Origin of the sequence: Salinimonas lutimaris, from assembly GCF_005222225.1 — a bacterium.
In the GTDB taxonomy this organism is placed as follows: Bacteria; Pseudomonadota; Gammaproteobacteria; order Enterobacterales; family Alteromonadaceae; genus Alteromonas; species Alteromonas lutimaris.
Map to the genome: position 1 here is coordinate 224,672 of NZ_CP036536.1, position 23,625 is coordinate 248,296.

The window sequence follows — 23,625 nt, forward strand, 5'->3', positions numbered from 1 at the left end:
ACCCGGAGGGGATGCTACAACCATTTGCGCCACAGCATGGCAATCAGCATCACCAGCGCCAGTCCGCCCATGGCCGTCATCAGGGTATCAAAAGCATCGGGTGACTCAGTGCCTGGCAAACCAGCGACATTCATGCCAAATACACCGGTTAAAAAAGACAGTGGCAGGAAAATAGCGGTCACCAGAGATAACACATACATGCGCATACCCTGCTGGTCAGCAATCCGGTTACGTACTTCATCAAGAACCACAATGGTGCGCTCGCGAATAAGCTCCAGGTCATCCACATAGCGACTAAACCGGTCAGTTTGTTCACGCAGATCATGCGCCTGGTCGGCACTCAGCGATTGTTCAGTGCGTAGCAGTGCATCCAGCGCATCGCGCTGCGGGGCAAGATAACGGCGAATGGCTGCCGATTGACGGCGCAGAACGCCGAGCTGAATCCGATGTTTTTTCTCAATCCTGTCCTGCAGTTCAAACTGGTTGAGCAGGTCGTCCATGGTATCGACGGTATCCCGGGTCTGGTCTGCCATATTGGCAATTAAGGTAGTCAGCAGTTCGGTCGGGCCAGGTGCTATTTGTTGCTGCTCCAGCTGCGAGCGGGTGTCAGATACAGATTGCAGACACTTTCCCTGTCGACGTGCTGTAACAATTAGGTTGTCAGACAACCACACCCGCAGAGAAATCATATCCTCGGGCTCAGAGCCCGGATTTTTATTGATACCCCGTAAATATACCGCAGTACCATGCTCCATTTTAAAGGCTCTGGGTCGGGTTTCCGGAGCCGCCAGTGTATCTGCCACCCGACCTGGTAGCCGGGCGTGCGCCATCACCTCGTAGGCGTCAGTACCATCGCACTGAATATGCAGCCAGCGATAGCTGCCGGGAGCAACCGGTTGGTTAAGGGAGTCTGGCGCTACATGGGTAATGCGTTGCTGAGCATCTACGTCCAGTGCCCATAACAAAGCGGATGCGGGTGTCATGGCTGCCGTTCCTGATGTGGCGCGGCTTGCTGCATGATCAGTGTTCCGTCCAGATGTACGTCGCGCTGAGGGTAGGAGATAACGATACCAGCATCACGAAACGCATCATCAATGGCAAAGCGCAATTCACTACGGAGCTGGCGTAAATCCCGTTCTGCTGTGGCATTTACCCAGAACAGCACTTCAAAAATCAGCGCACTGTCACCAAAATCCTGAAAGATCACCACTGGTTTAGGTTCGCTCAGGATATGTTCCTGCTTTAGCGCCTGCTGTTCAATCAGCGCGGCGACCTCGCGTGAGGGCGAGCCATAGGCCACCCCTACAACCACCGAGGTACGGGTCAGATAATCTATCAGGGTCCAGTTAATCACGGTGTTTTCCAGTAATTTACTGTTTGGGATCAGCATATGCACACCGTCCACGCGGCGAATGCGGGTGGAGCGGGTATTAATGGCTTCTACACTGCCGCGAGCGCCATCCACCTCCAGAAAGTCGCCAATGCGAATGGGCCGCTCCCACATTAAAATCCAGCCACTGATAAAGTTATTGATAATATTCTGCGCACCAAACCCGAAGCCGATGGCGATAGCGCCGGACAAAAAGGCAAATGCGGTCAGCGGTACGTTCAGAATATCCAGTGTGGTAATGGTCAGTAGTGCCAGCGCAATAATATAAAAGATGCGCTTGAACAGGTGCACACTGTCAGCGCTGGCCCCACTTTTGCGCAGCCGGAATGTGGCCAGGTGGGCCAGTTTTCCAACCAGCCACCAACCGGCAATCACCAGTACCGGTACCAGTAATACTTCACCCAGCGTAAACGGGTGTTTGTTGAAGGTAAACACAGTAAACGACAGCAGTTGGGTTAACGATTCGGGCATGATAGGGGCGCGTCCTGGCTAATGATGCTGCCACTATAACCAGCCCATAAAATCATTACCACAGATAGTCTGTTCCTGAGATAATAACGCAGCCTGGAATAATAAAGGACAAAATGGATGAGACGCATAGCTTCATGTTTATCAATAGTGTTACTGCTGGTCTGTGGCAGCCTGTCAAAGGCTGAGGCATTTGTGATGCGGTTATCACAAACCGATGCTAATCAGATGGTTAGAATGGCTTTTCCGCAGCGCAATACCTATCAGGGTGTTGATTTACTGATGACCAGCCCGACGTTAAGTTTTATCGGTAATAATGAGGTAGCTGTGGCACTGACCATTGACGCTGATGATGACGCCGAATCCGTAAAAGCCCGGGTATCACTGACCGGTCAGCTGGATTATCAAAAGGGCAACCGTACCCTGCAAATCAAGCAACCCCGGGTCACTGAGTTTACCGTACTGGAACAAACCGGGCCGGCCAGTGGGGATTTACTCAAACGCATTGAGCAGATAAAAAACAAACCTGCTCCGTTTATTATGCTGGTGGATTTTCGTACCTTTTCACTGCCATTTCTGGCCAATCAGATCCCCACGGACATTCATGTGCAAAGTGAACAACTGGTGGTTGAATTTTAACCGTGGCTGATGCTTTGACGACCGTGCGCCAAACAGGAGAGCAAATGAAGAAACTGGCGTTTTTGTCGACCGATAATCTGGAAGACTTTTTTGTTTATGACGAACTGCTGGTGCCGGTATTTGCAGAGACAGGATGGCAGGTGGATACTGTATCCTGGCATGCTTACGAGCAGACTGACTGGCAGCAGTATGCCATGGTGATTGTACGCAGTACCTGGGACTATCAGCAGCATGCGCAGGCGTTTATTGACTGTCTGGAGGCCATTGCCAGCCAGACACGGCTGGAAAATCCATTGGCTCTGCAACGCTGGAACCTTGATAAACGCTATCTTCAGGATCTGGAGGCCAAAGGCATTCCGGTTATTCCTACCTGCTGGCAACGTGATTTTTGTCTGGCCGGTACACAAGCGCAGTTTGACACCTTCAACACCGATACGCTGGTGATTAAGCCCACCGTCAGTGCCAATGCCGATGATACGTTCAGGTTAACCCGGCATGATCTGCAGCAAGCAACATCCGATCTCCAGCAGTGTTTTGGCGGCCGTAGCCATATGATTCAGCCCTTTATGCCGGCTATTAACGAAGAGGGTGAGTATTCTTTATTTTATTTTGGCGGGATGCTGAGCCATACCATTGTTAAACGCCCTGCACCGGGAGACTTCCGGGTTCAGGAAGAACATGGGGGTAGCATGGTGCTGGTGAATGCCCAGTCCGATATGCAAGCTATTGGCGATGCAACTCTGGCTGCACTGCCACAGCCAGCCTTGTATGCCCGGTTAGATCTCGTGCGCCATGGCAGCAGCTGGGCGGTGATGGAGGTCGAACTGATTGAGCCGTCACTGTATTTTACGCTGGACACAAAATCCCCCCGCCGATTTGTTGAAGCGGTGCTAAACACGTTAGGGGAGTAAGGTGGCCGTATCAGTGACGTTGATACGGCCGGTGGCATCCGTGCCGGTCGGTTGACTGTGCGCGCTGGCGTATCTCCGGCCTGACGACTACCGGTTGATGGTGCGTCCGTCGCGGTGAGCGCTACCTTGCTGGCGGGCCGCTGGACTGGTCCGGTGTTTTACCTGGCGCTGCTCGTTCCGGCGCAGACTATCGCCCTGACGTGTCATTGTTTGCTGGCGCTGGGTGTAGGCTGGCTTTTCCTGACGAGATTGATTAATAATCACTGGCTGTTTAACCGGCTTGTTGTCAAACCGGTGGACCGTGCCGTTATGACGACTTTTTACCACCCGCTGCCCGGGCAGAGGCGTTAATTGCTGGCGCGGCGGCGTAGTAATATGGCGCGCCCCGCGCTCAGAGCTGCGTACCACTTTTACCGGCGCCCTGCGCTTGTGCTCCCAGCGCTGATAGTCACTGGAGCGAACCCGTTTAACCGGCGAATGATAACGACGTACAGGCTGACGGTTTACCACCACATAGCGATTGCGCCAGTGAATAGCGCCAAAATCAAAACTGGCTGAAAATCGGATCCCCGGACTGTAGTAAAAGCTGCCGGCACGGCGATAGTGCCCGGGATGATGCCAGTATACCGGCGCCCGATGATGCCACCAGGCGCCATATACCCTGCGTGTATCATAAAACGGCACATATACGGTGTGCGGTCGTACCGAGGTGATCACAATGGTATTGTGGTTATGGCTCACTTGCTGGTAGCTGTTATTGGATAAGTAGCCGGCTCGCAGCGCTTTGTCCCGCAATAGTTGCACCCGGCCCAGTACATAGGCCTGATCAGCCACAACATGATTGCCCAGTGCCTGTAGCCAGTCCAGATCCTGCGCCATTATGCCCAGTACATCAGAAAACAGCAGCAAGGCTTTAACACTGGGGTCCCAGTGATAGCCAGACATGGCCGTCTCAATCTGTGTGTCTGATAAATGCTGATGATTTTGCTGCCAGCGCCAGGCAGCAACCACATCCAGCGGATAGGTAGCGGCAATCAAAACATGCGTAAGTACCGTGTCCGGGTACAAGGCAACCGGGGCCAGCAAGCTGTCCAGTTCTTCGTGAGAATCCGTGTGTACCGAGGTAGACACAGACACCGTGCCGGCGGCCTGAGCCGGCAAAATGCCGGGCATCGCCGCCACCGACAGGCTTATCAGTAAACTTAGCGTGGGGGCTTTCATACAAACTCCTTACCAGCGCGTTGCTGAACCATTGCCGGCGATATTGCCGGTAACATCATAAGGTAGTTATATACATACGGGGCTTAACAGAAACTGAATCAACTCTTAAGCAAGCCCAAACCGGGCAGAGGCCCGGCAGCGCTCAGACAGGCATTAAAGCCGGAATGGAAAAGCGTGGTTTATTTGAACAGGTGGGGGTCGAACTCATGACCCAGCTTCTCTGTCTTGGTTTTCAGATAATGCTTGTTGTCTTTGGTCAGACCGTGATCAATCGGCTTACGGGCGACCACTTCAATACCCAGATTTTTCAGCGCGCTGAGCTTTTTAGGGTTGTTTGTCATCAGCTCCACCTTACCAATATTGAGGGTGTCGAGCATCAGTTTACAAATATCATAACTGCGCAGATCAGCATCAAAGCCCAGATGTTCGTTGGCTTCTACCGTATCCATACCGCTGTCCTGTAAATTATAGGCACGAATCTTATTGAGCAAGCCAATGCCACGCCCTTCCTGCCGTAAGTACAGAATGACCCCACGGCCATGGTCCACAATATTCTGCAGTGCTTTTTCAAGCTGAAATCCGCAGTCACACCGTGTGCTGAACAGAGAATCCCCGGTCAGACATTCTGAGTGAATACGAATAGGAACCGTATCACCGGCTTCCCATGAGCCATAGGAGAGCGCAATGTGTTCCTGTCCACTGGCCTCAACAAAGCCGTGAATTTTAAATTCGCCAAAGCGGGTAGGCAGTCGTGCTGAGCTCACATATTCATATTTTGGTTGGGTACTGGTCATGAGACATCTAAACCGTATAAAAGACTACCTATTAAATAAGGTTGGTCTGAGAAAAAACAAGTAATTGTTACATTATAACACTAGCTGGTTTTATCACAAAGCTCGATGAACTGGCTAAGCGGCTTTGCTTCACCGATGGCATTGCCCTGAGCAAAATCGATTCCTATTTTACCCAATTGCGACAACATTGCCTTATCTTCTACACATTCGGCTACAGTGTACATCTGACGGGCATGCGCAATCTCGCTGATTGAACGCACAATGGCAATATCCACCTGATCAGACAAAATATCCTGAATAAACCGGCCATCAATTTTCACACAGTGAACAGGCAGCGACTTAAGATAGCTGTAAGATGAAAAACCACTGCCAAAATCATCCAGTGCAAATTTACAGCCCAGTTCAGCAAATGTATTCACAAAGGTCAGTGTATCTTCCTGCTGCACTATGGCCGTAGTTTCGCTGATGTCGAAGGAAATTTTATCGTGGGGGATCTGATAACGCTCAAAGGCGGCTAAAATAGCCCGGCGCACATCCGTACTGGTCACTGAGTGGCCATGTAAATTGATATTGCAGCACTGTAGATGTTCAAAGATATCCGGGTGGCTGTGCAGCCAGCTAAAAACATTCTCAATTACCCAGCGGTCGATTCGCGATGTCAGGCTGTAACGCTCGGCCGACGGGATAAACTCCTGCGGAGAAGCCAGACTGCCGTCTTTCATAGGCAGGCGCAAAAAGACCTCAAAGTAATGTCCTTCGGGCACATCGATAAGGGGCTGGTATGGCTGAAAATACAGTTCAAAGCCGTCATTTTCCAACGCATCATTGAGCAGGGTGATCCAGTCCAGTTCCTGTTCATACTGTTTCAGGCGAATATCGTTGCGTTGATAGCAATACACCTGATTGCGTCCCTGCTGCTTAGCCAGATAACAGGCCGCATCGGCCATGGTCAGCGACTGCTCGGCATCTGCGTTGGTCTCACTGGCGTTCAAAAAGCCAATACTCACGCCAACGGTGAAAATCCGGTTGTCCCATAAAAAACGATAGCTGCGCACCGCATCCAGAAGTTTTAAGGATATCAGGTAAGCGGTTTCCGGTGTTTGCCGGGTAATCAGGGCGGCAAACTCATCCCCACCCAGCCGGGCCAGAATGCCGCGGTTATCCAGGGTATCCTCCAGCAGGGTGGCCAGCTCCTGAATTAGTTTATCACCGGCTTTGTGACCGCAGGTGTCGTTAACCGTCTTAAATCGGTCTAAGTCAAGATACAGTAAAATAACATCATCTTTTTCGTGGGAATTAGCCAGTGCTTTATGCAGGGCATTTTCAAATTCGCGCCGGTTCAGCACACCGGTCAGCGCATCGTGCGTCGCCATATAGGTCAGGCTTAGATCCGACAGTTTACGGTCAGTAATGTCAAAAATTGAGCCGGACAAATAGTCACCGTCTTCCTCGCGGTGAAGTTGGCAGGAGATGGACAACCAGATTTCGCTGCCATCAGCTTTGCGCCCTTTAATCTCCCTGCCCATGACCGATTTATTTTCCAGTAACTCGCCAATCAGTAAATCCCGGTCGGTAGGGTCGGCATAAAACTCTGCCGTATTAGAAATACGACTCAGCATGGTGGTTTCGTCAGGGTAACCAAACAGGGTACACATGGCCGGGTTTATAGACTTAAGCTCGCCGCTCATGTTGCAGGTGTATAACCCTTCAGCGGAGTTTCTGAACAAGTGATAAAAGATATTTAAATCTTCAATTTTGCGCTGGTGGTTGGAAATTTGCTGGCGATTCTCGCCACGCTCGGCCAGCAAAATGCCTAGTGCCAGCGCGCATATCCCCAGAATCAGAGCCAGTACCGCAGAATGAGTAGAGCCTTCATAAGGAACAATTTCCGGTGTTCCCACTACCACAAACTCCAGCCATGCCAGGGTCAGCAGCAACCAGCCAACGGCAATTACGCGATACAGCGACGGATTGCGGCGATCGCGATAGCCCATCATCAACAGAATTTGCAGAACAGCCAGTAGCGGTACACTCAAATGCCAGGTCTGCGGCATAATATCGGGCACCGGCAGGTAAGCCAGTAGCGGTAACGCAAGCGGAAATAACATATTGAGCGCTTTCAGCCAGCCCGGAATACGCGAAAACAGATTGTGGTTGTATTTTATCAGGCTAAACAGCAGTAAAAAGCCGGTGGCGGTCAGTATCCCCTTGCCATACTCTATAAAATTGAGCATCCGGCCGACCGGTTCAAAAATATAGGCGCCGGTTGCCAGGCACAGCAAACAGGCCGTGGCCAGCCAGAAGCGGGCAGCGGTTTTCTGATAAAAATAGCTCAGGTAAAAATATGCCGCTAATACCGCCAGCGCGCCGGCCAGACTGCAATACAACATCAGGCTCGACACCAGATGCTGATGAAAAGCGGCTTGCGAATAGGCAATCAGGGGGTAGTGAGGCCGGGCCTGTTTAACACTGAGCAGCACAGTAATGTTTTGTCCGGCCGGCACGGTCACGGGCAGTGTTGGGCCCGGTACCGCATATTCACTCAGTTCATAATCACCCGGCGCATAATTAATTACATCAATGAGTCTGCGCTGACTGTTGAGTAGGTAAAACGTGGTGGCGTAGGGTTTCACCAGTGGACTATTAAGCAGAACATGCTGATCCTGCGGGGCCGGATTGACCAGTTCAATCACATACCAGACCCGGGCCGAGGCTTCGATGCCTGGCGGTGGCGGCGGTGTGCCGCTTTCGTGCAGGGAGAGTACTTGCTGATAACCAGTGCGAAAATCAGTGATCAGCGGGGTGGGGGTCAGGCGCTGTTTATACAGGCCTGAATCAGCCGATAAGGTCTGGCCGCAGGCCACTGACATCATGCCAGACAAAGCCACTAAAAAGCCGATCAGCCACCGCAGGAACGTGGCTCGATGTGTCTTGAGGGTTGTCACTCAGCGTTCTCCATACCGCGCCACATCCTTAAGCTGTCTTGTTATCGTTAACGCACGGGGTTGTCGCAGCTCAGCCTGCTTGCAGTGTATGCCACAACCGGTGTATGTCAGTGGTGCCGGTGGGCTCGAGCCAAACTGCTTCGCATAACCATTCTATACATAATAAACATCGAATGTCTTGTTTTACCAGCATCACCTGATAGCGATCGGCGCCCCAGTCAGGAGCCAGCTGGGTAAATCCGCTGCCATCACACAGTGCATCGACCAGTTGCCGGGCTTTTAGCGGCGTGGCAGGAATATCTGCATTCACCAGAATAATATCATCCTGCTTGTGTAAAAAAGCTCTGTATGTTTGTGCGGTTAACTGCTGCACGATAAGCTCACCTGTGTATCATCTGTGGGGGGCATGGCCCATCGGGTATTCTCCCATTTAGCGCTAAACGGGTTGCTGACCGCCTCGATCAGTGCCTTAGCAGAAGTATAGTCGCCTTGGCGAGCTTCATCGATAACCTGCTGTAAATAATGGGTTCTTGGAATAACCACCGGGTTAGTATTCAGCATCTGCTGCTGACTGCTCAGAATATCGCCCTGCGTCTGGCGTAATGCACGGTATTGCTGCCACCACGTATCAAAGCTCTCCCGGTCAATAAATTCATCCCGTAACGGGCTGTGGGACAGGGTCGGATCAGCATGACTCAGTTTTCGCAAGGTGGCGGTGTAATCCCGCTGTTCGTCAGCCACCATGCGCATAAAAGAATTAAGCACGCTCAGGGTCTGTTCGCCCGGTGTATCCAGACCCAGCCGCTGCATCATAATTTGCTGGTACTGAGCCATAAATGTAGGCTCATACATCTGCAGCACCGCTTTTATTTCATCGACAGTGCAATGGCCTGAAAAAGCCCGGGCCAGCGCATTTAAGTTCCACAGTGCCACACCTGGCTGCTGGTCAAAGGCGTAGCGTCCGTGCGGATCTGAATGGTTAAACACGCTGTTACTGACAAAATTATCCAGCATCGCATACGGGCCATAATCAAAGGTGATTCCATGAATCGACATATTGTCGGTATTCATTACGCCATGCACATAGCCATAGGCCTGCCATAGTGCAATCATTCTGGCGGTGCGCAGGGTAATGGCTTTTAACAGTGCCTGATGGGGGTTAGGTGCCTCTTTGAGTTCACTGAAATGATAGGTAAGTACAAAATCAAATAAGGCATTCAGCGCCGGGGTATCGCCGGTGTTGTAATAATACTCAAAGTGACCAAACCGGATGTGGCTGGGGGCTGTGCGAATCATCAGGGCCGCAGTTTCTGCGGTTTCACGCAGCACGGTTTGTGGCGAGTCAAACAAACACAGCGCCCGGGATGACGGAATACCAAGATGGTGCAGTGCTTCACTGCCGATGTATTCGCGCAGGGTTGAACGCAGCACCGCGCGACCATCTCCCTGTCGTGAATAAGGAGTCATACCGGCCCCTTTTAAATGCAGGTCGTGTAACTTACCCGAAGCGCTGGTGGCCTCACCCAGTAATACACCGCGGCCGTCACCCAGCATCGGGTTCCACTGCCCAAATTGATGCCCGCCATACTTTTGCGCCACAGCATGGCGACTCAACTCAGAGACCGGCGAACACAATAATCCGGTTATATTATCAGTCTGCCACCAGTGACCGGGCAGCTGAAGTTCATCGGCCAGTGCGTGATTAACCAGCCTGAGACGCGCGTCGCGAGGTATATCCGGGGCAACCGGGGTAACCAGCTGAGCCAGTTCGCGGGCATAGTGAGAGGTGAGCATAAGCAAGCTCCGGCAAAAAACAGCGTTAATAACTGAAATGGTACGCGAATGCGCAAAAAGACGCGACAAAAGCTTGTGAATAACTAATCCGACATGTCAGGGTAGGGGTAATAACCTTATAAAACTAAAATAACTTCAGGCAATTACGCAACCTGACTCATTCTCAAGGAACCTGATCCTACTATGTTAACCGTACATCATCTGAATAATTCCCGCTCACAGCGCATACTGTGGTTGCTCGAAGAGCTGGGCGTGGAGTATCACCTGGAAAAGTATCAGCGTGATGCCAAAACCAATTTGGCACCCAAAGAGCTCAAGGCAATACATCCGCTGGGCCGTTCTCCGGTACTGACTGACGAGGGTCTGACACTGGCCGAGTCGGGCGCGATTGTGGAATACCTGATTGAAAAGCATGGCACAGGCAGTTTTGTTAAGCCTGCGGAGCCCGCTGTTTATCAGGAATATCTGTTCTGGCTGCATTTTGCTGAAGGCTCCATGATGCCACCTCTGGTTGCCACCCTGGTATTGAACACGGCAAAACAAAAAGTACCGACGCTGATAAAGCCCATCGCCAATAAGGTGATCGATGGCATTATGGATGCCTACTATGGCCCGAACCTGGAACAGAATGCCCGTTATATCGAGTCCTATCTGTCATCCCATGACTGGTTTGCCGGAAGTGAGCCGAGCGCGGCAGACGTGCAAATGATTTTTCCGCTTGAAGCATTGTTGTCCCGTCACGATAGCAGTAAATTTGCGGCTATCAGTGCTTATGTAAAACGGGTACAGAGCCGTCCGGCGTATCAGCGGGCGCTGGAGAAGGGCGGGAAATACGCTTACGCCTAGAAATCGTTATTAATTTCGCTGTCCAGATATCCCAGAATTAATTGCAGGAACGCTTCGCCATAGCGTTCCATCTTGGTTCTGCCCACACCGCTGATATCCAGCATATCGTTTTTGGTGGTAGGGGTTTTGGCAGCCATATCCACCAGTGTGGCGTCGGAAAAAATCACGTAAGGCGGCACACTGTGCTGCTCAGCCAGTGATTTACGTAGGTGTTTCAGCCGTTTAAACAACGCCTTATCGTATATGGCAGGGGTGTTTTTCTGCTTTTTGTCGGTTTTAAATGACAGCCGGGGAACCGCCAGACGAACATCGACTTCCGCTTTTAATACCGCCCGGGCGGCTTCGGTCAGGCGCAGTACTGCGCCCGCGGTCAAATCAACCCGGATAAGCCCTTTATGAATCAGCTGGTTAATCATATTAGACCAGTAAATATCAGACTCGTTTTTACCGATGCCCCAGGTACTTAAATGCTGATGGCCGGCCTCAACAATACGCCGGTGCTGTTTGCCGCGCAGTATATCAATGACATACTGACTGCCGGCCTGCTGCTCCAGACGCAAAATACAGGATAAAATTTTCTGACTGATGACCAGGCCATCGATGTGCCGGGGCGGGTCCAGACAAATATCGCAGTTACCACAGGGCTCATCACTGAACTGGGAAAAATAATTTAGCAGTACCTGTCGACGACAGGTTTGCGCTTCAGCAAAAGACTCCATGGCTACAAATTTTTGTAGCTCTACCTGATTGCGCTCAGGTTTATCGCCCTGTTCTATCCATTGTTTGACTCGCGCTGCGTCTTTTTCATCAAATAGCAATAACGCTTCGGCTTCCAGGCCATCGCGTCCGGCCCGGCCGGTTTCCTGATAATAGCTCTCAATGCTGCGCGGCACATCATGATGTACAACAAACCGGACATTGGATTTATTGATGCCCATGCCAAAGGCCACGGTCGCTACCACAATATCAATCTGGTCATTTAAAAAGCGGCGCTGCACATACTCCCGCTCGTCATTATCCTTGCCGGCATGATACGCCGCGCAGCGAATGCCGGTGCGGTGCAGCTTGGCATACAGGTCGTCCACCTTGGCCCGGCTGTTACAGTAAATAATACCGCTATTGCCATCCTGCTGTTTTACGTACTCCACCACCTGGTCAAAGGCTTTGTATTTTTGCATCACCCGGTAGCGAATATTGGGCCGGTCAAAGCTGCCCTTAAACACATAGGGTTCTTGGAGATCCAGCTGAACCAGGATATCGGTCTGGGTGGCCGCATCAGCGGTGGCCGTCAGGCCGACCACCGGCACGTCAGGATAGCGCTGTTTTATCTGGCCCAAAGCCCGGTAGTCAGAACGAAAATCGTGTCCCCAGTGGCTTACACAATGCGCTTCATCAATGGCAAACAAGGCCACATCAAACTGGCGGAGTAAATTCTGAAAGTAGGGCTGTAGTAACCGTTCCGGTGACACATACAGCAGTTCATATTCACCATTGAGCAGGTTTTGCTGAACCTGCTGCTGGGTGTCCTGATCCAGGGAGGAGTTAAGATAGGCTGACTTAATGCCCAGTGCGTGGAGCTGTTCTACCTGATCCTGCATCAGCGATATAAGGGGCGACACCACAATACCGGTGCCGGAGCGCAGCAGCGCCGGAATCTGATAGCACAGCGACTTGCCGCCGCCGGTAGGCAGTAACACCAGGGTGTCACGTCCTGCAATAATTTCATCTATTACGGTCTGCTGACCCGCCCGGAAACTGGCGTAGCCAAATACCCGCTCCAGTACAGACTGAGCGGTTTCGGCAATATCAGGTGTTGATTCTGTTTCAATAGTGGCAGCGGTTGTCATCGGGCAGCGATTTTACGCATTTTCTGCTCAAGCTTCACGGTTAAATCTAAAATTCTTTTCAATTCATACTTAAGCTACTGTTATTCTATGCTCTTATCAAAGCGATCTACACGCTGGCAGTCATCCTGTCTGCGGTGGCCGTCCGTATAAAGGCTAACGGACTTGTTCTAAGGAGTGCATTCATGGCCGAACCCTTACCCGACTTAATTCAGGAAATCGTATCGCAGGAGTCTGCTGAAGATCCTGCCATGCTTGAAACCAATCTGGCATCGCAGGACGATGTGGCAGTCGCGACGATTTTAGAATCTTTGCCGGTTGAGCACCGTCTGCGGGTATGGCAGGAAGTGCCACGCGAGCGCAAACTCGATGTGCTGGTGGAAATGCGTAGTGATCCGCGGGAAATCCTGATTGATGCCACTGAGCATGATGAATGGGTAGCGCTGTTTTCCGGCATTGAGGCTGAAGACCTGCTGGAGCTGATGGACTCACTGCCAAACCGGCTGGTGGACCTGGCATATGCTGAGCTGGATGCTCAGCAACAGGGCTTCTTTCGTGACGCTACCCAGTTTGATGATGATGAGGTCGGGCACTGGCTTAATCATGGCTTTCTGGTGTTACCACTTAATGCCAAGGTGCGCGACGGGCTGCGGCTGATTCGGCGCAATGTGCCTTCCCACTGTGACACTATTTTTCTGGTGAACCGGTCCGGGCATTTTTCGGCAGCAGTGCGGCTGACCCGTATCTTCGGCTCACCTGAACACGTGCCGCTGGTGGAGCTGATAGAAGAGTCCATGCCTGTTTTGAAAGGTAATGACGAGTCGACCAATGCATCATTGCAGGTACAGCGCTCTGGCTATGCATCGCTGCCGGTGGTGGATGAGAATAACAAGCTGCTGGGCCGGCTCGACATTACTTCAGCCAGTGAACTGATTAATGAATTTTATGAACGGCAGGTGATGGCCACCGCTGGTATGGATGAAGACGAGGATTTGTTCTCGCCGGTCGCGAAAAGCGCTAAGAACCGCGCGGTATGGCTGGGTATCAATCTGCTGACCGCATTTATGGCATCCTGGTTTATTGGTCTGTTTGAAGCAACGCTACAGCAGGTGGTGGCACTGGCCGTGCTGATGCCAATTGTGGCCAGCATGGGCGGTATTGCCGGAAGCCAGACGTTAACCCTGATTGTGCGGGGGCTGGCATTGGGGCAGGTGAACAACGCCAACTTTAAAGCACTGATGGCAAAAGAATTAAAAGTCGGCGCCTTAAACGGGGTGATTTGGGCGATTATCATCGGTCTGATTGCCTATTTCTGGTTTACCGATATCTTGCTGGGTGTGGTAATTTGTCTGGCGATCCTGTTCAACATTGTGGCTGCGGCACTGGCCGGCGTCTTTTTACCCATGATTCTGGATAAGCTGAAAATAGATCCGGCATTATCCGGCTCGGTTATCCTGACCACGGTGACCGACATTGTAGGCTTTGTCGCATTTTTGGGGCTGGGCACACTGTTTTTACTGTAAGCGGGGTGCGCGAGGCAGGTTGTGTGCTTGCCTCCTGCCGGTCTTACGCTACTATCCTCACCTTTTTACCTGTCACATCAGTTGGAACCTGTAACACCTATGCAAGATAATAACGCTGCCCGGCAAACCCAGATTGGCATACTGTGCGCTATTGCTGCTTACACCATGTGGGGCATTGCGCCGTTGTATTTTAAGCAGTTAGATATTATACCTGCAGCAGAAGTGCTGATGCACCGGATTGTCTGGTCAGTGGCGGTGCTGACAGCGCTGATTGCCGGTTTCAGACAATGGCCTAAAGTCAAAGCTGCCCTGCGGTCACGAAAGGTGATGCAAACCCTGTTGCTGGCCGGTGTGCTGCTAGGCGCGAACTGGCTGTTATTTATCTGGGCCATCAACAATGATCATCTGCTGGATGCCAGCCTGGGTTATTATATTAACCCGCTGTTCAATGTTTTTCTGGGGCGCTTGTTTTTAGGCGAGAAGCTGCGCCCGTTACAGCAGTTAGCAGTGGTACTGGCCGGGATAGGTGTGGCGGTCCTGGTGTTTTCCTACGGAGAGCTTCCCTGGATAGCCCTGGTGTTGGCTCTGACCTTTGGGGTATACGGCTTATTGCGCAAGCGGGTGGCTGTTGATGCGCTGCCCGGCTTGTTTATAGAAACTCTGATATTGCTACCGGTTGCGGTGGGGTACTGGGTAGGCTGGGGCTCTGAGTATTCGCAGATGTTATCAAACCCGATCGACCTGAACCTGCTGCTGATTGCCGCTGGTATTATCACCACCGCACCCCTGTTATGTTTTACCTCGGCGGCCAGGCGATTAAAGTATTCCACACTGGGCTTTTTTCAGTATATCGGGCCTTCACTAATGTTTGTGCTGGCGGTATTTTTATACAGCGAGCCACTACAATCCGCTCGTCTGATTACGTTTGGTTTTGTGTGGATGGCGCTGGTGGTATTTAGTGTGGATTCGTTATCGGCTTACCGAAAGGGCAGAAAAGTACGCTTGCCGGATGCACCGGCCCGCTGATTATTAGGTGGTGGTCGCAAGTCTGGCGGTGACCTCAGGAATATCGCAAATCACCCGGTTACGGCCATTGGTTTTGGCCGCATATAACAGTTCATCAGCGGCGCTGACACATTCGCTCAAGTCGGCTTTGAGATCAGTGATAAGACCGATACTGCTGGTGACCTTTATCGACGATTCGCCCGACTGAATAAATTGCTGTTCCAGTGTGCGACGAAAGGTTTCCACTTTTTTAAAAGCCAGTTTGGGCGCGGTCTGATGCATGAATACGCAGAACTCCTCGCCACCAAACCGGGCGATGATTGCCTCAGGCAAACATTGTCTGAGCAGCCGGGCGGTAGTGATGAGCACATCATCACCGGCATCGTGACCATAGGTATCATTAATTTGCTTGAAATGATCCAGATCAAGCATAGCAATCGCATGGCTGGCCGGTGAAGCGCTGACCAGCGATGACAGCCGGTCAAAGAAATAACGGCGATTAAACAGGCCGGTTAAAAAGTCAGTATTGGCCAGGCTGGTCAGCGCTTCCACGTTCTCAATCAGCTCAATGTTCTGCGTGATCCGGCACAAAAACTCTTCGTGGCAGTAAGGCTTTAACAAAAAGTCGTTCGCCCCGGATTTGATAAACCGGGCAGAGTTCAGCTCGTTGTTTTTGTCGCACACGCTGATGATTGCGAGCCGCTCCTTGGGATACTCAACCCGCAGATTCGCAATCAACCGGGTAGAGTGCTGGTCTTCCATTTCATGGCCGGTAATGACCAGCTTAATATTGGGGTTCTCGCGTAGCAATCGATAGGTTTCTTCAGCGCTGTTCACTTCGTAAGTAGTGAAGTTATGCCGTTTGAGCAACGGGACCATGGCGCGGGTGGTGCTGCGGTCCTGTTCAGCCACAATCACCCCGATGTTTTTGTTGCGTTCTAATCGAACCAGTAACCGGCTAAGATAATCGTAGGTCTGCGCATTTTCTTTGGGTATGTAGTCTACTACTTCCCGGCGCAGTACATCAGAACGGGTTTTATTGTCCATTCTGCCCGTAATGACAATAGTGGGCAGCACTGACTCAAGACAAAAATCAATGGCCTGACCATGGGTGGCGTCGGGCAGGTTGTAGTCAACAATGGCACATAAAAACTCTTCTGGTACCGAATGGGTGAAGACATGCTGTGCTTCTGTCAGTGATTGCGCCGGCACCGGTACAAGCCCGGCCTTTTCTACCAGCTTCACCGCAATATTCATTGCGGTGCGGCTATCTTCAATCACCAGAACTTTTTTCTGCACGATAATCACCCGAATTAATAAGAAACTTAATTGTGAGCCAAGTCGGTTTATTCTCAATTAGCCTTTAGTTTAGCATAGGCCAGAACCAGCCATTTTGAGCCAAATTCGTCAAAATTCACCTGTACCCGGGCATGATCCCCTGACCCTTCATAATTAAGGACAATACCGCCACCGAATTTAGGGTGTTCAACCCGCTGTCCAAGCTGAAAACCACTGTCGGTAAATGCTTCATGCGAGGCGGCGCGGCTGAACCGGTTATGGACCGGTCGCGATACCTGACTTTTCAGACGGACCTCTTCCACAAACTCGGTGGGTATTTCACGAATAAAGCGTGAGGCAGTGTGGAATTTATCCTGCCCGTAAACACGGCGACTTTCAGCATAGGTGATGTAGAGTTTTTGCATCGCCCGGGTCATGCCCACGTAACATAGCCGGCGTTCTTCCTCCATCCGACCGGGCTCGTCGTTGGTCATTTGTGACGGAAACATGCCTTCTTCCACCCCGGCCAGAAACACCAGTGAGAATTCCAGTCCTTTGGCACTGTGAATGGTCATCATCTGTACCGCGTCCTGCTCGGTATCTGCCTGGGTTTCGCCGGCTTCTAATGAGGCGTGGGCCAAAAAGGCGCTAAGCGGGGTCATCTCATCGGCTTCTTCCGGCACAATGAACTGCTTGCAGGCGGTGACCAGTTCTTCCAGGTTTTCCAGTCGCGCCTGGGCTTTTTCACCCCGCTCAGCTTTGTACATGGCATACAGTCCGGACTGATTGATGGCTTTATCTGCCTGCTCTTCAAGAGGCTGATCCAGAATCTTCTGTTCAAGCTCACTGATAAGCGTGGTAAAGCTTTGCAAAGCATTGGCGGCCCGGCCACTTAAGCTTTTTTCCGTCAGCAGCAGATTGCTGGCCTGCCACAAAGAGCAGTTGTGCGTCCGGGCTGCTTCGCGTACCTGGGTAATGGTTTTCTGACCAATGCCCCGACTGGGCGTATTAACCACCCGTTCAAAGGCGGCATCATCGTGGGGATGGTTGATCATGCGCAGGTAGCCCAGCGCATCTTTAATTTCCTGACGTTCGAAAAAGCGCAGACCACCATAAATACGATACGCAATGCCCTCATGCAGCAGTGCTTCTTCCAGCACCCGCGATTGCGCATTGTTGCGATATAAAATAGCGGTGTCTTTTAACGAATTGCCCTGTTCCAGCCAGTGCTTGATGCGCGAGACAATAAAGCGGGCTTCATCCAGCTCATTGAATCCGGCATAAACAGAAATCAGTTCACCGTCTTTGTCTTCGGTCCACAGCTCTTTGCCCAGCCGGCCGGAATTGTTGCCAATAACCGCATTGGCTGCTTTGAGAATATTGGCACTGGAGCGATAGTTTTGCTCAAGGCGAATAGTCGCCGGCGTATCGAAGTCTTTTAAAAAGTTATGGATGTTATCTACATTGGCCCCGCGCCAGCCATAAATAGACTGATCATCGTCGCCCACAATCATTATATTGTTGGTGTTGCCGCTACACAGCATACGCAACCAGGCATACTGAATATTATTGGTATCCTGAAACTCATCCACCAGAACGGCTTTAAAGCGGCGCTGATAATGCGCCAGCACATCTGGATTTTTCGCCCATAATTCATGGGCACGCAGCAGTAACTCAGCAAAATCAACCAGCCCGGAGCGATCGCAGGCATTCTGATAGGCTGTGTAAATATCTTTCATTTTCTGTGCGGTGGCATCCCCATGTGTTTCAATATGCTGGGGGCGAAGGCCTTCGTCTTTATTGCCATTGATGTACCACTGAATCTGGCGTGGTGCCCAGTGTTTTTCATCCAGATTCATTGCTCGCAAAATACGGCGCACCAGACGATACTGATCGTCTGAGTCCAGAATCTGGAAGTTTTCCGGTAAGCCGGCTTCACTGTGGTGCATGCGCAGTAAGCGGTGAGCCAGACCGTGGAAGGTGCCAATCCACATATTATGCAGGCCACGTCCCATCAGCGACTCAATACGTCCGCGCATCTCCCGGGCTGCCTTGTTGGTAAAGGTTACAGCCAATATGGAAAACGGAGTAATGTTCTCAACTTCCATCAGCCAGGCGATACGATGCACCAGCACCCGGGTTTTTCCGCTTCCGGCACCGGCCAGTACCAGCGCATTGGACAGCGGTGCTGCTACCGCTTCGCGTTGTTTGTCATTAAGGCTGTCGAGCAGAAGAGATACATCCATAGTGAGTTTGGCTACCTGTAGTTGCTGGCAAATGGAAAATGGTGACGCAATTATGCCAGTGAACTGTGCGTTTATACAGGCCAGAAAAGATTAAATAGGCATTGGGAATATGCCTTGAGGGGAAAAGCGTACACCGTAAACCGGTGTACGCTATAAAAACTAGTTGAAGTAGTTGTCTACTTCTTTTTCGGCTTCTTCACGGCTTTTACCGTAACGCTGCTGGACTTTACCTACCAGTTCTTCACGGGAGCCTTCAATTTTATCAAGGTCATCGTTGGTCAGCTCGCCCCATTGCTGCTGCACCTTGCCTTTCATCTCTTTCCAGTTACCTTTAATTTGATCGCTGTTCATGATGTTCTCCTTTACATGATTGCTGAGTTGAACTTCTACTCATTATGACAGTTGCATAGGACGTGCCTGATTTAAATATCATAATTATCAATATATTAATGTTTATCTTATATAACTTTGTCAGCGTAATTTACATAACACCGGCGCGGGTAAATGAATAATTTTCCTACCGCGATGGTTGTAGCAAGGTGGAGAGTATGAAATTAATGAAAGGGGATGATCAAACCGCCGGTCTCAGTGGTAACAAGCGATATCATCGTTAATTTTCCTTTTCTGGTCGGCCAGTACTTGATTTTTTATGCAGGATCGCCAAAGTACGCAATGCATTTATCGACCTCAAAATCATTTTTCAGGAGCCGCATCATGCGAGCATTTTCAGGTACTTCCGATTTCTGGCGTTCACTTAAGCAGGAAGCCCAGCAAATAGCGACCAATGAGCCGCTGTTAGCCAGTTATATTCATGCCTGTATCCTGACTCACCATAATTTTGAGTCATCACTGAGCTTTATTTTATCCAACAAGGTGGCCGACGATGTAATGCCGGCGCTGGCCATCCGGGAAGTGTTCGACCAGGCCTATCTGCTGCAGCCAGAGATAGTGGATAGCGCGATTGAAGATATTCGGGCTGTCTTTGACCGGGATGCGGCAGTCAATGACTACCTCACACCACTGTTATATTTTAAAGGTTTTCAGGCTGTGCAGGTTCACCGCATGGCCCACTATCTGTGGCAGCAGGGACGTCACCAGTTATCCCTGTTTCTGCAAAGCCGTAATTCACAGACCTTTGGCGTGGATATTCATCCGGCCGCGGTGATTGGTAAAGGTGTGATGTTTGACCATGCCACCGGTATTGTGGTGGGTGAAACTGCTGTGATTGAAGATTATGTGTCGCTTTTGCAAAGCGTGACGCTCGGTGGCACCGGCAATGAGTCCGGTGATCGTCATCCTAAAGTCCGTCAGGGCGTGCTGGTGGGAGCCGGCGCTAAAATTCTGGGTAATATCGAGATTGGCGAAGGCTCTAAAGTCGGCGCAGGCAGCGTGGTATTAAGCGATGTACCGCCGCACACCACGGTGGTCGGTGTACCGGCCAAAGTGGTGGGTCGCCCTGCCTGCCAGCGTCCGTGCGACTCAATGCAGCAAAATGTACTGGAAGACAATGGCCAGCTGGATACGACCAGCTGACATGCAGCACTAGCTGATTAGCCGGGTTAACTCGCTCAGGCAGTCTAGCTGTACGTGCGGCAAGGCTTGTACAGTCTCACTGCGTAAATCCATGGTGCGGTTACAGGCAAACCAGGCGGCCTGTTTACCTGCGGCAATCGCACCATACACGTCTTTTTCCAGATTATCTCCCACGTGCAGAATATGGGCTGCTTCTATACCAAGCAGGGCGACGGCCTCATCAAACATATGCCGGTGCGGCTTCATCGGGCGGACCAGGCTGGCGTGGAAAATCTCCTGAAAATAACCGTTGATGCCAATCTTCTGTGCATCAACATTGCCGTTGGTGATCCCCACCAGTGGAATTCTGGCGGCCAGTGCGGCCAGCGTATCATGCACCAGCGGGTCCAGAGAAAACGCACTGCGGGCATCATAAAAACAATCAAAGCAGACCTGCACAGCCTCACTCCGGGTTGCTTCATCAGCAATATCACTTGTCAGCGCATCATTTAGCACGTCTCTTCGCAGCTGACCCATATCCGACATTAGCCGGGGATTACGCTGCAAATGCCGGCGTTTGATAGACTGCCAGTCGGCCGGAGACAAGCGGGCAGCGTGAGAATGAGTGCGGGCAATGTGCTGCTGTAACGCCTGTTCTGCAGCGCGAATCACCGGTTCATTATTGTACAGTGTATCGTCCAGATCAAAGGTCATGGCCCTGACAGGCCCCAAAGGGCGGTAAAAACGCATGGGTTGTCCTTGTTGGGTTATTTCTTTCGGGCTCGTGGATGAGCCGAGTCGTATACCTTGGCAAGATGCTGGAAATCCAGATGAGTATAAACCTGAGTGGTAGACAGGTTGGCATGGCCAAGAAGCTCCTGGACCGCCCGCAAATCGCCGCTGGATTCCAGTACGTGTGTGGCAAACGAATGGCGCAGTTTATGCGGGCTGATCTTTTGCCCCAGCGTTTTGTCAAAGGCCATCCGATCCAGCCGGTTTTGTATCTGGCGGTTGGAGATGCGGTTGCCACGCTGACTGACAAACATGGCTGACTCGTCAGCAGCAGCCAGCATGGTGCGCACCGATAACCACTGAGCCAGCGCCTGTCGGGCCATTTTGCCCACCGGTACCCGCCGTTCCTTACTGCCTTTACCGGTCACTTTGAGCGTGCCATCGTCCAGGTTATCACCTAAGCTAAGACCACTGAGTTCGCTAAGACGCAGGCCACAGCCATACAACAGTTCAAACATGGCCTTATCGCGGCAGTACAGGGTATCGTCGCTGTCGCCGTCAAGCAGCCGGCCCATGGCATCTACATCCAGCTGTTTAGGCAAAGGCCGGCCCTGACGAGGAGCCTGTACGCCTTCAACCGGATTACTGAAGATTTGCCCCTGGTTGAGCAGGTAACGGCAGAAAGTACGCAGCGCAGACAGGCGCAGGGCAATACTGCGGGCATGCTGGCCATCGCGCTTGGATGCGCTGAGCACCCGCTTCACATCCGCCGGGGTCATGCCTGACCAGTCATCCAGTTGCAGATAAATACCCACGTATTGAAGCTGGCGGCGATAGTTACTGATGGTGTGTGCAGACAGACCACGCTCGACCCGCAAATGCTGTAAAAACTTATCCAGCCACTGTGCACAGACCAAAGACAGCGTGGCAGGAGTGTCCGACGACATTAGTAACCCAGCAGGTCGGGGATGGTTATATTGAGCACCTGTTGCAACTGACGTAGCAAAAGGGTGTCCATGTCCGGTGTGAAATGACTGGCATCCTGACTGCCCACTGCCAGAATCCCCAGTTCCTGGTTATCACCCAGTAAAATCAGCGCAGCAGATTCTGCCACCGCATTACCAAATAGCAGCTGGCGTTCGTGCAGGCTCAGGCGGCCAAAGAAAAAGGACGCGGTTTTAAACCGTTTTTCGACAAATAACCGGCGCTGTAACTCCGGTAATGCCATGGGGCCTTTGAATAATTTGAGGGTAACAGAGGCCAGTTGTAATTCTTCCTGCAGCACTTCTTCAAGCTTCAGCTGAATGTCAGCCACGCTTTTGCAGCGCAACAGCTCAACGTTTAAATCGGTGTAAACCCGATAGATCTTTTCGTTTTGCTTGGCAACGCCAATCAGCTGATTCAGTTTGTAGTTTTGCTGCCGCAGTTTTTTACGCAGTTGTTCGCTCTGTAATTCAACCAGCGACACACTGCCTTTACGCTCATGAGGGATAACCAGCCGCTCAAGTAATTCGGGGTTATCCACAAAAAACTCAGGGTTATCCAGCAAAAATGTATATACCTCAGAGGCATCAACATCATTTTGCTGATAATGCGGTTCCAGCTCTACGGCTGGATTTTGGCGGCCTGGCGCATCGCTCATAGGTGTAATTGTCCATCATAAATATGTTCCGCCGGGCCGGTCATCTTTAATACAGAACCGGGGCCTTGCCAGCGAATACGTAAACTTCCACCGGGTAAATCTACCTGTACATCCTTGCCCAGTTTTTCCTGGATCTGACCTACCGCGACCGCGCCACAGGCGCCACTGCCGCAAGCCATGGTTTCTCCCACGCCGCGCTCAAACACACGCAGTTTGATATGCGATTCAGACAGGATCTGCATAAAGCCAACATTGACCCCTTCAGGAAACCGTTCGTGACGTTCCAACAGCGGGCCGACCGTATGGACCGGCGCAGTATCGACATCGTCCACTTCCAGTACGCAGTGGGGATTACCCATCGACACGGCACCGCAAAACAGGGTGTGATTATCCTCGCGGATCAGATAGGTTTTTTCCTGCTTGTTGGCCTTAATCGGTACCAGAGCCGGATCGAACTCAGGTTTACCCATGTTCACGGTAACCTGACCATCTTTTTCAAGGTATAACACCATTTTACCGGCTTTGGTACTGACCAGAATTTTATTTTTATTAATCAGGCCTTTCAGTTTTACAAACCGGGCAAAACACCGGGCGCCATTGCCGCACTGTGACACTTCTGACCCGTCCGCATTAAAAATGCGGTAGTGAAAATCCTGGTCCGGGTCATAGGGCGGCTCAACCATGAGCAACTGATCAAACCCGATTCCAAAGTGCCGGTCCGCTAACTGCTGGATTTTCTCCTGGGAAAAGTAAACGTTCTGGGTCACGTTATCCACCACCATGAAGTCGTTACCCAACCCGTGCATTTTGGAAAAATTGATTTGCATGAACTGCT

General features: G+C 51.4%; 21 protein-coding genes. 6 read left to right on the forward strand and 15 right to left on the reverse strand.

Going from position 1 to position 23,625, the window contains the following annotated elements; all coding sequences use genetic code 11:
* Window positions 1-14: 14 nt before the first annotated feature.
* Together EZV72_RS00955 and EZV72_RS00960 are read right to left on the reverse strand one after the other, a co-directional pair.
* On the reverse strand, window positions 15-983 hold the full coding sequence (locus tag EZV72_RS00955; RefSeq protein WP_137165483.1) for a CorA family divalent cation transporter: 969 nt from the start codon (window positions 981-983) through the stop codon (window positions 15-17).
* On the reverse strand, window positions 980-1,861 hold the full coding sequence (locus tag EZV72_RS00960) for a mechanosensitive ion channel family protein (protein ID WP_137165484.1): 882 nt from the start codon (window positions 1,859-1,861) through the stop codon (window positions 980-982). Before EZV72_RS00960 ends, EZV72_RS00955 begins: the two co-directional genes overlap by 4 nt.
* 117 nt (window positions 1,862-1,978) lie before the next feature.
* Here EZV72_RS00960 and EZV72_RS00965 point away from each other — a divergent pair, with 117 nt between their 5' ends.
* Entirely contained in the window at window positions 1,979-2,497 is a 519-nt protein-coding gene (locus EZV72_RS00965; protein WP_137165485.1) for a hypothetical protein, read from the forward strand.
* 44 nt (window positions 2,498-2,541) lie between these two features.
* The gene (locus EZV72_RS00970; RefSeq protein ID WP_137165486.1) at window positions 2,542-3,408 is read left to right on the forward strand and encodes an ATP-grasp domain-containing protein; all 867 of its coding nucleotides are present in this window, start codon (window positions 2,542-2,544) and stop codon (window positions 3,406-3,408) included.
* 87 nt (window positions 3,409-3,495) lie between these two features.
* Here EZV72_RS00970 and EZV72_RS00975 read toward each other — a convergent pair whose 3' ends face one another.
* The 5 genes from EZV72_RS00975 to EZV72_RS00995 form a co-directional block, all read right to left on the reverse strand.
* On the reverse strand, window positions 3,496-4,629 hold the full coding sequence (locus EZV72_RS00975) for a DUF3300 domain-containing protein (RefSeq protein ID WP_137165487.1): 1,134 nt from the start codon (window positions 4,627-4,629) through the stop codon (window positions 3,496-3,498).
* A gap of 179 nt (window positions 4,630-4,808) precedes the next feature.
* Window positions 4,809-5,423, reverse strand: a complete 615-nt coding sequence (gene ribA, locus EZV72_RS00980; RefSeq protein WP_137165488.1) for a GTP cyclohydrolase II — start codon at window positions 5,421-5,423, stop codon at window positions 4,809-4,811.
* 80 nt (window positions 5,424-5,503) lie between these two features.
* The gene (locus tag EZV72_RS00985; protein ID WP_137165489.1) at window positions 5,504-8,368 is read right to left on the reverse strand and encodes a putative bifunctional diguanylate cyclase/phosphodiesterase; all 2,865 of its coding nucleotides are present in this window, start codon (window positions 8,366-8,368) and stop codon (window positions 5,504-5,506) included.
* 70 nt (window positions 8,369-8,438) lie between these two features.
* Window positions 8,439-8,741: a hypothetical protein gene (locus EZV72_RS00990; protein WP_137165490.1), complete on the reverse strand. Its 303-nt coding sequence runs from the start codon at window positions 8,739-8,741 to the stop codon at window positions 8,439-8,441.
* A complete protein-coding gene (locus tag EZV72_RS00995) occupies window positions 8,729-10,162 on the reverse strand; it encodes a protein adenylyltransferase SelO (protein WP_137165491.1) in 1,434 nt (477 codons plus the stop codon). The genes EZV72_RS00990 and EZV72_RS00995 overlap by 13 nt, the downstream gene beginning before the upstream one ends.
* A 183-nt stretch (window positions 10,163-10,345) precedes the next feature.
* Here EZV72_RS00995 and EZV72_RS01000 point away from each other — a divergent pair, with 183 nt between their 5' ends.
* Window positions 10,346-11,008 carry a glutathione S-transferase family protein gene (locus EZV72_RS01000; RefSeq protein ID WP_137165492.1) on the forward strand — a complete coding sequence of 221 codons (663 nt, stop codon included), beginning with the start codon at window positions 10,346-10,348 and terminating at the stop codon, window positions 11,006-11,008.
* Here EZV72_RS01000 and recQ read toward each other — a convergent pair.
* A complete protein-coding gene (gene recQ, locus EZV72_RS01005) occupies window positions 11,005-12,855 on the reverse strand; it encodes a DNA helicase RecQ (protein WP_137165493.1) in 1,851 nt (616 codons plus the stop codon). The genes EZV72_RS01000 and recQ overlap by 4 nt on opposite strands.
* A gap of 182 nt (window positions 12,856-13,037) precedes the next feature.
* On the opposite strand from recQ, the gene EZV72_RS01010 reads away from it, so the two are divergent.
* Window positions 13,038-14,375: a magnesium transporter gene (locus EZV72_RS01010; RefSeq protein WP_137165494.1), complete on the forward strand. Its 1,338-nt coding sequence runs from the start codon at window positions 13,038-13,040 to the stop codon at window positions 14,373-14,375.
* Between the two features lie 99 nt (window positions 14,376-14,474).
* A complete protein-coding gene (gene rarD, locus EZV72_RS01015) occupies window positions 14,475-15,401 on the forward strand; it encodes an EamA family transporter RarD (protein WP_137165495.1) in 927 nt (308 codons plus the stop codon).
* A gap of 3 nt (window positions 15,402-15,404) precedes the next feature.
* On the opposite strand, the gene EZV72_RS01020 is transcribed toward rarD, so the two are convergent.
* From EZV72_RS01020 to EZV72_RS01030, 3 genes are all read right to left on the reverse strand, one after another.
* A complete protein-coding gene (locus tag EZV72_RS01020; RefSeq protein WP_137165496.1) occupies window positions 15,405-16,679 on the reverse strand; it encodes a diguanylate cyclase in 1,275 nt (424 codons plus the stop codon).
* A gap of 53 nt (window positions 16,680-16,732) precedes the next feature.
* The gene (gene uvrD, locus EZV72_RS01025) at window positions 16,733-18,904 is read right to left on the reverse strand and encodes a DNA helicase II (protein WP_137165497.1); all 2,172 of its coding nucleotides are present in this window, start codon (window positions 18,902-18,904) and stop codon (window positions 16,733-16,735) included.
* A gap of 159 nt (window positions 18,905-19,063) precedes the next feature.
* Complete coding sequence (locus EZV72_RS01030) at window positions 19,064-19,255, reverse strand: CsbD family protein (RefSeq protein WP_137165498.1); 192 nt, start codon at window positions 19,253-19,255, stop codon at window positions 19,064-19,066.
* A gap of 363 nt (window positions 19,256-19,618) precedes the next feature.
* Here EZV72_RS01030 and cysE point away from each other — a divergent pair, with 363 nt between their 5' ends.
* On the forward strand, window positions 19,619-20,437 hold the full coding sequence (gene cysE / locus EZV72_RS01035; RefSeq protein ID WP_137165499.1) for a serine O-acetyltransferase: 819 nt from the start codon (window positions 19,619-19,621) through the stop codon (window positions 20,435-20,437).
* Between the two features lie 9 nt (window positions 20,438-20,446).
* Here cysE and EZV72_RS01040 read toward each other — a convergent pair whose 3' ends face one another.
* Genes EZV72_RS01040 through dapF form a run of 4 tightly spaced genes read right to left on the reverse strand, consistent with a single transcriptional unit; the run spans window position 20,447 to window position 23,617 of the window.
* Window positions 20,447-21,166 carry an HAD-IA family hydrolase gene (locus EZV72_RS01040; protein ID WP_137165500.1) on the reverse strand — a complete coding sequence of 240 codons (720 nt, stop codon included), beginning with the start codon at window positions 21,164-21,166 and terminating at the stop codon, window positions 20,447-20,449.
* A 17-nt stretch (window positions 21,167-21,183) separates the two neighbouring features.
* Window positions 21,184-22,095, reverse strand: coding sequence for a tyrosine recombinase XerC (gene xerC / locus EZV72_RS01045; protein ID WP_137165501.1), 912 nt, complete (start codon window positions 22,093-22,095; stop codon window positions 21,184-21,186).
* Entirely contained in the window at window positions 22,095-22,790 is a 696-nt protein-coding gene (locus EZV72_RS01050; protein ID WP_137165502.1) for a DUF484 family protein, read from the reverse strand. Before EZV72_RS01050 ends, xerC begins: the two co-directional genes overlap by 1 nt.
* A complete protein-coding gene (gene dapF, locus EZV72_RS01055) occupies window positions 22,787-23,617 on the reverse strand; it encodes a diaminopimelate epimerase (protein WP_137165503.1) in 831 nt (276 codons plus the stop codon). The genes EZV72_RS01050 and dapF overlap by 4 nt, the downstream gene beginning before the upstream one ends.
* Window positions 23,618-23,625: the final 8 nt, after the last annotated feature.

Excerpts from the sequence above, each read along its gene's own strand:
- EZV72_RS01030 (WP_137165498.1), bottom strand. The coding sequence starts at position 19,255 with ATGAACAGCGATCAAATTAAAGGTAACTGGAAAGAGATGAAAGGCAAG.
- uvrD (WP_137165497.1), bottom strand. The coding sequence starts at position 18,904 with ATGGATGTATCTCTTCTGCTCGACAGCCTTAATGACAAACAACGCGAA.
- xerC (WP_137165501.1), bottom strand. The coding sequence starts at position 22,095 with ATGTCGTCGGACACTCCTGCCACGCTGTCTTTGGTCTGTGCACAGTGG.
- rarD (WP_137165495.1), top strand. The coding sequence starts at position 14,475 with ATGCAAGATAATAACGCTGCCCGGCAAACCCAGATTGGCATACTGTGC.
- EZV72_RS01050 (WP_137165502.1), bottom strand. The coding sequence starts at position 22,790 with ATGAGCGATGCGCCAGGCCGCCAAAATCCAGCCGTAGAGCTGGAACCG.
- ribA (WP_137165488.1), bottom strand. The coding sequence starts at position 5,423 with ATGACCAGTACCCAACCAAAATATGAATATGTGAGCTCAGCACGACTG.
- EZV72_RS00955 (WP_137165483.1), bottom strand. The coding sequence starts at position 983 with ATGACACCCGCATCCGCTTTGTTATGGGCACTGGACGTAGATGCTCAG.
- EZV72_RS00970 (WP_137165486.1), top strand. The coding sequence starts at position 2,542 with ATGAAGAAACTGGCGTTTTTGTCGACCGATAATCTGGAAGACTTTTTT.
- EZV72_RS01040 (WP_137165500.1), bottom strand. The coding sequence starts at position 21,166 with ATGCGTTTTTACCGCCCTTTGGGGCCTGTCAGGGCCATGACCTTTGAT.
- EZV72_RS00975 (WP_137165487.1), bottom strand. The coding sequence starts at position 4,629 with ATGAAAGCCCCCACGCTAAGTTTACTGATAAGCCTGTCGGTGGCGGCG.
- recQ (WP_137165493.1), bottom strand. The coding sequence starts at position 12,855 with ATGACAACCGCTGCCACTATTGAAACAGAATCAACACCTGATATTGCC.
- EZV72_RS00995 (WP_137165491.1), bottom strand. The coding sequence starts at position 10,162 with ATGCTCACCTCTCACTATGCCCGCGAACTGGCTCAGCTGGTTACCCCG.
- EZV72_RS01010 (WP_137165494.1), top strand. The coding sequence starts at position 13,038 with ATGGCCGAACCCTTACCCGACTTAATTCAGGAAATCGTATCGCAGGAG.
- EZV72_RS00960 (WP_137165484.1), bottom strand. The coding sequence starts at position 1,861 with ATGCCCGAATCGTTAACCCAACTGCTGTCGTTTACTGTGTTTACCTTC.
- dapF (WP_137165503.1), bottom strand. The coding sequence starts at position 23,617 with ATGCAAATCAATTTTTCCAAAATGCACGGGTTGGGTAACGACTTCATG.
- EZV72_RS00965 (WP_137165485.1), top strand. The coding sequence starts at position 1,979 with ATGAGACGCATAGCTTCATGTTTATCAATAGTGTTACTGCTGGTCTGT.
- EZV72_RS01000 (WP_137165492.1), top strand. The coding sequence starts at position 10,346 with ATGTTAACCGTACATCATCTGAATAATTCCCGCTCACAGCGCATACTG.
- cysE (WP_137165499.1), top strand. The coding sequence starts at position 19,619 with ATGCGAGCATTTTCAGGTACTTCCGATTTCTGGCGTTCACTTAAGCAG.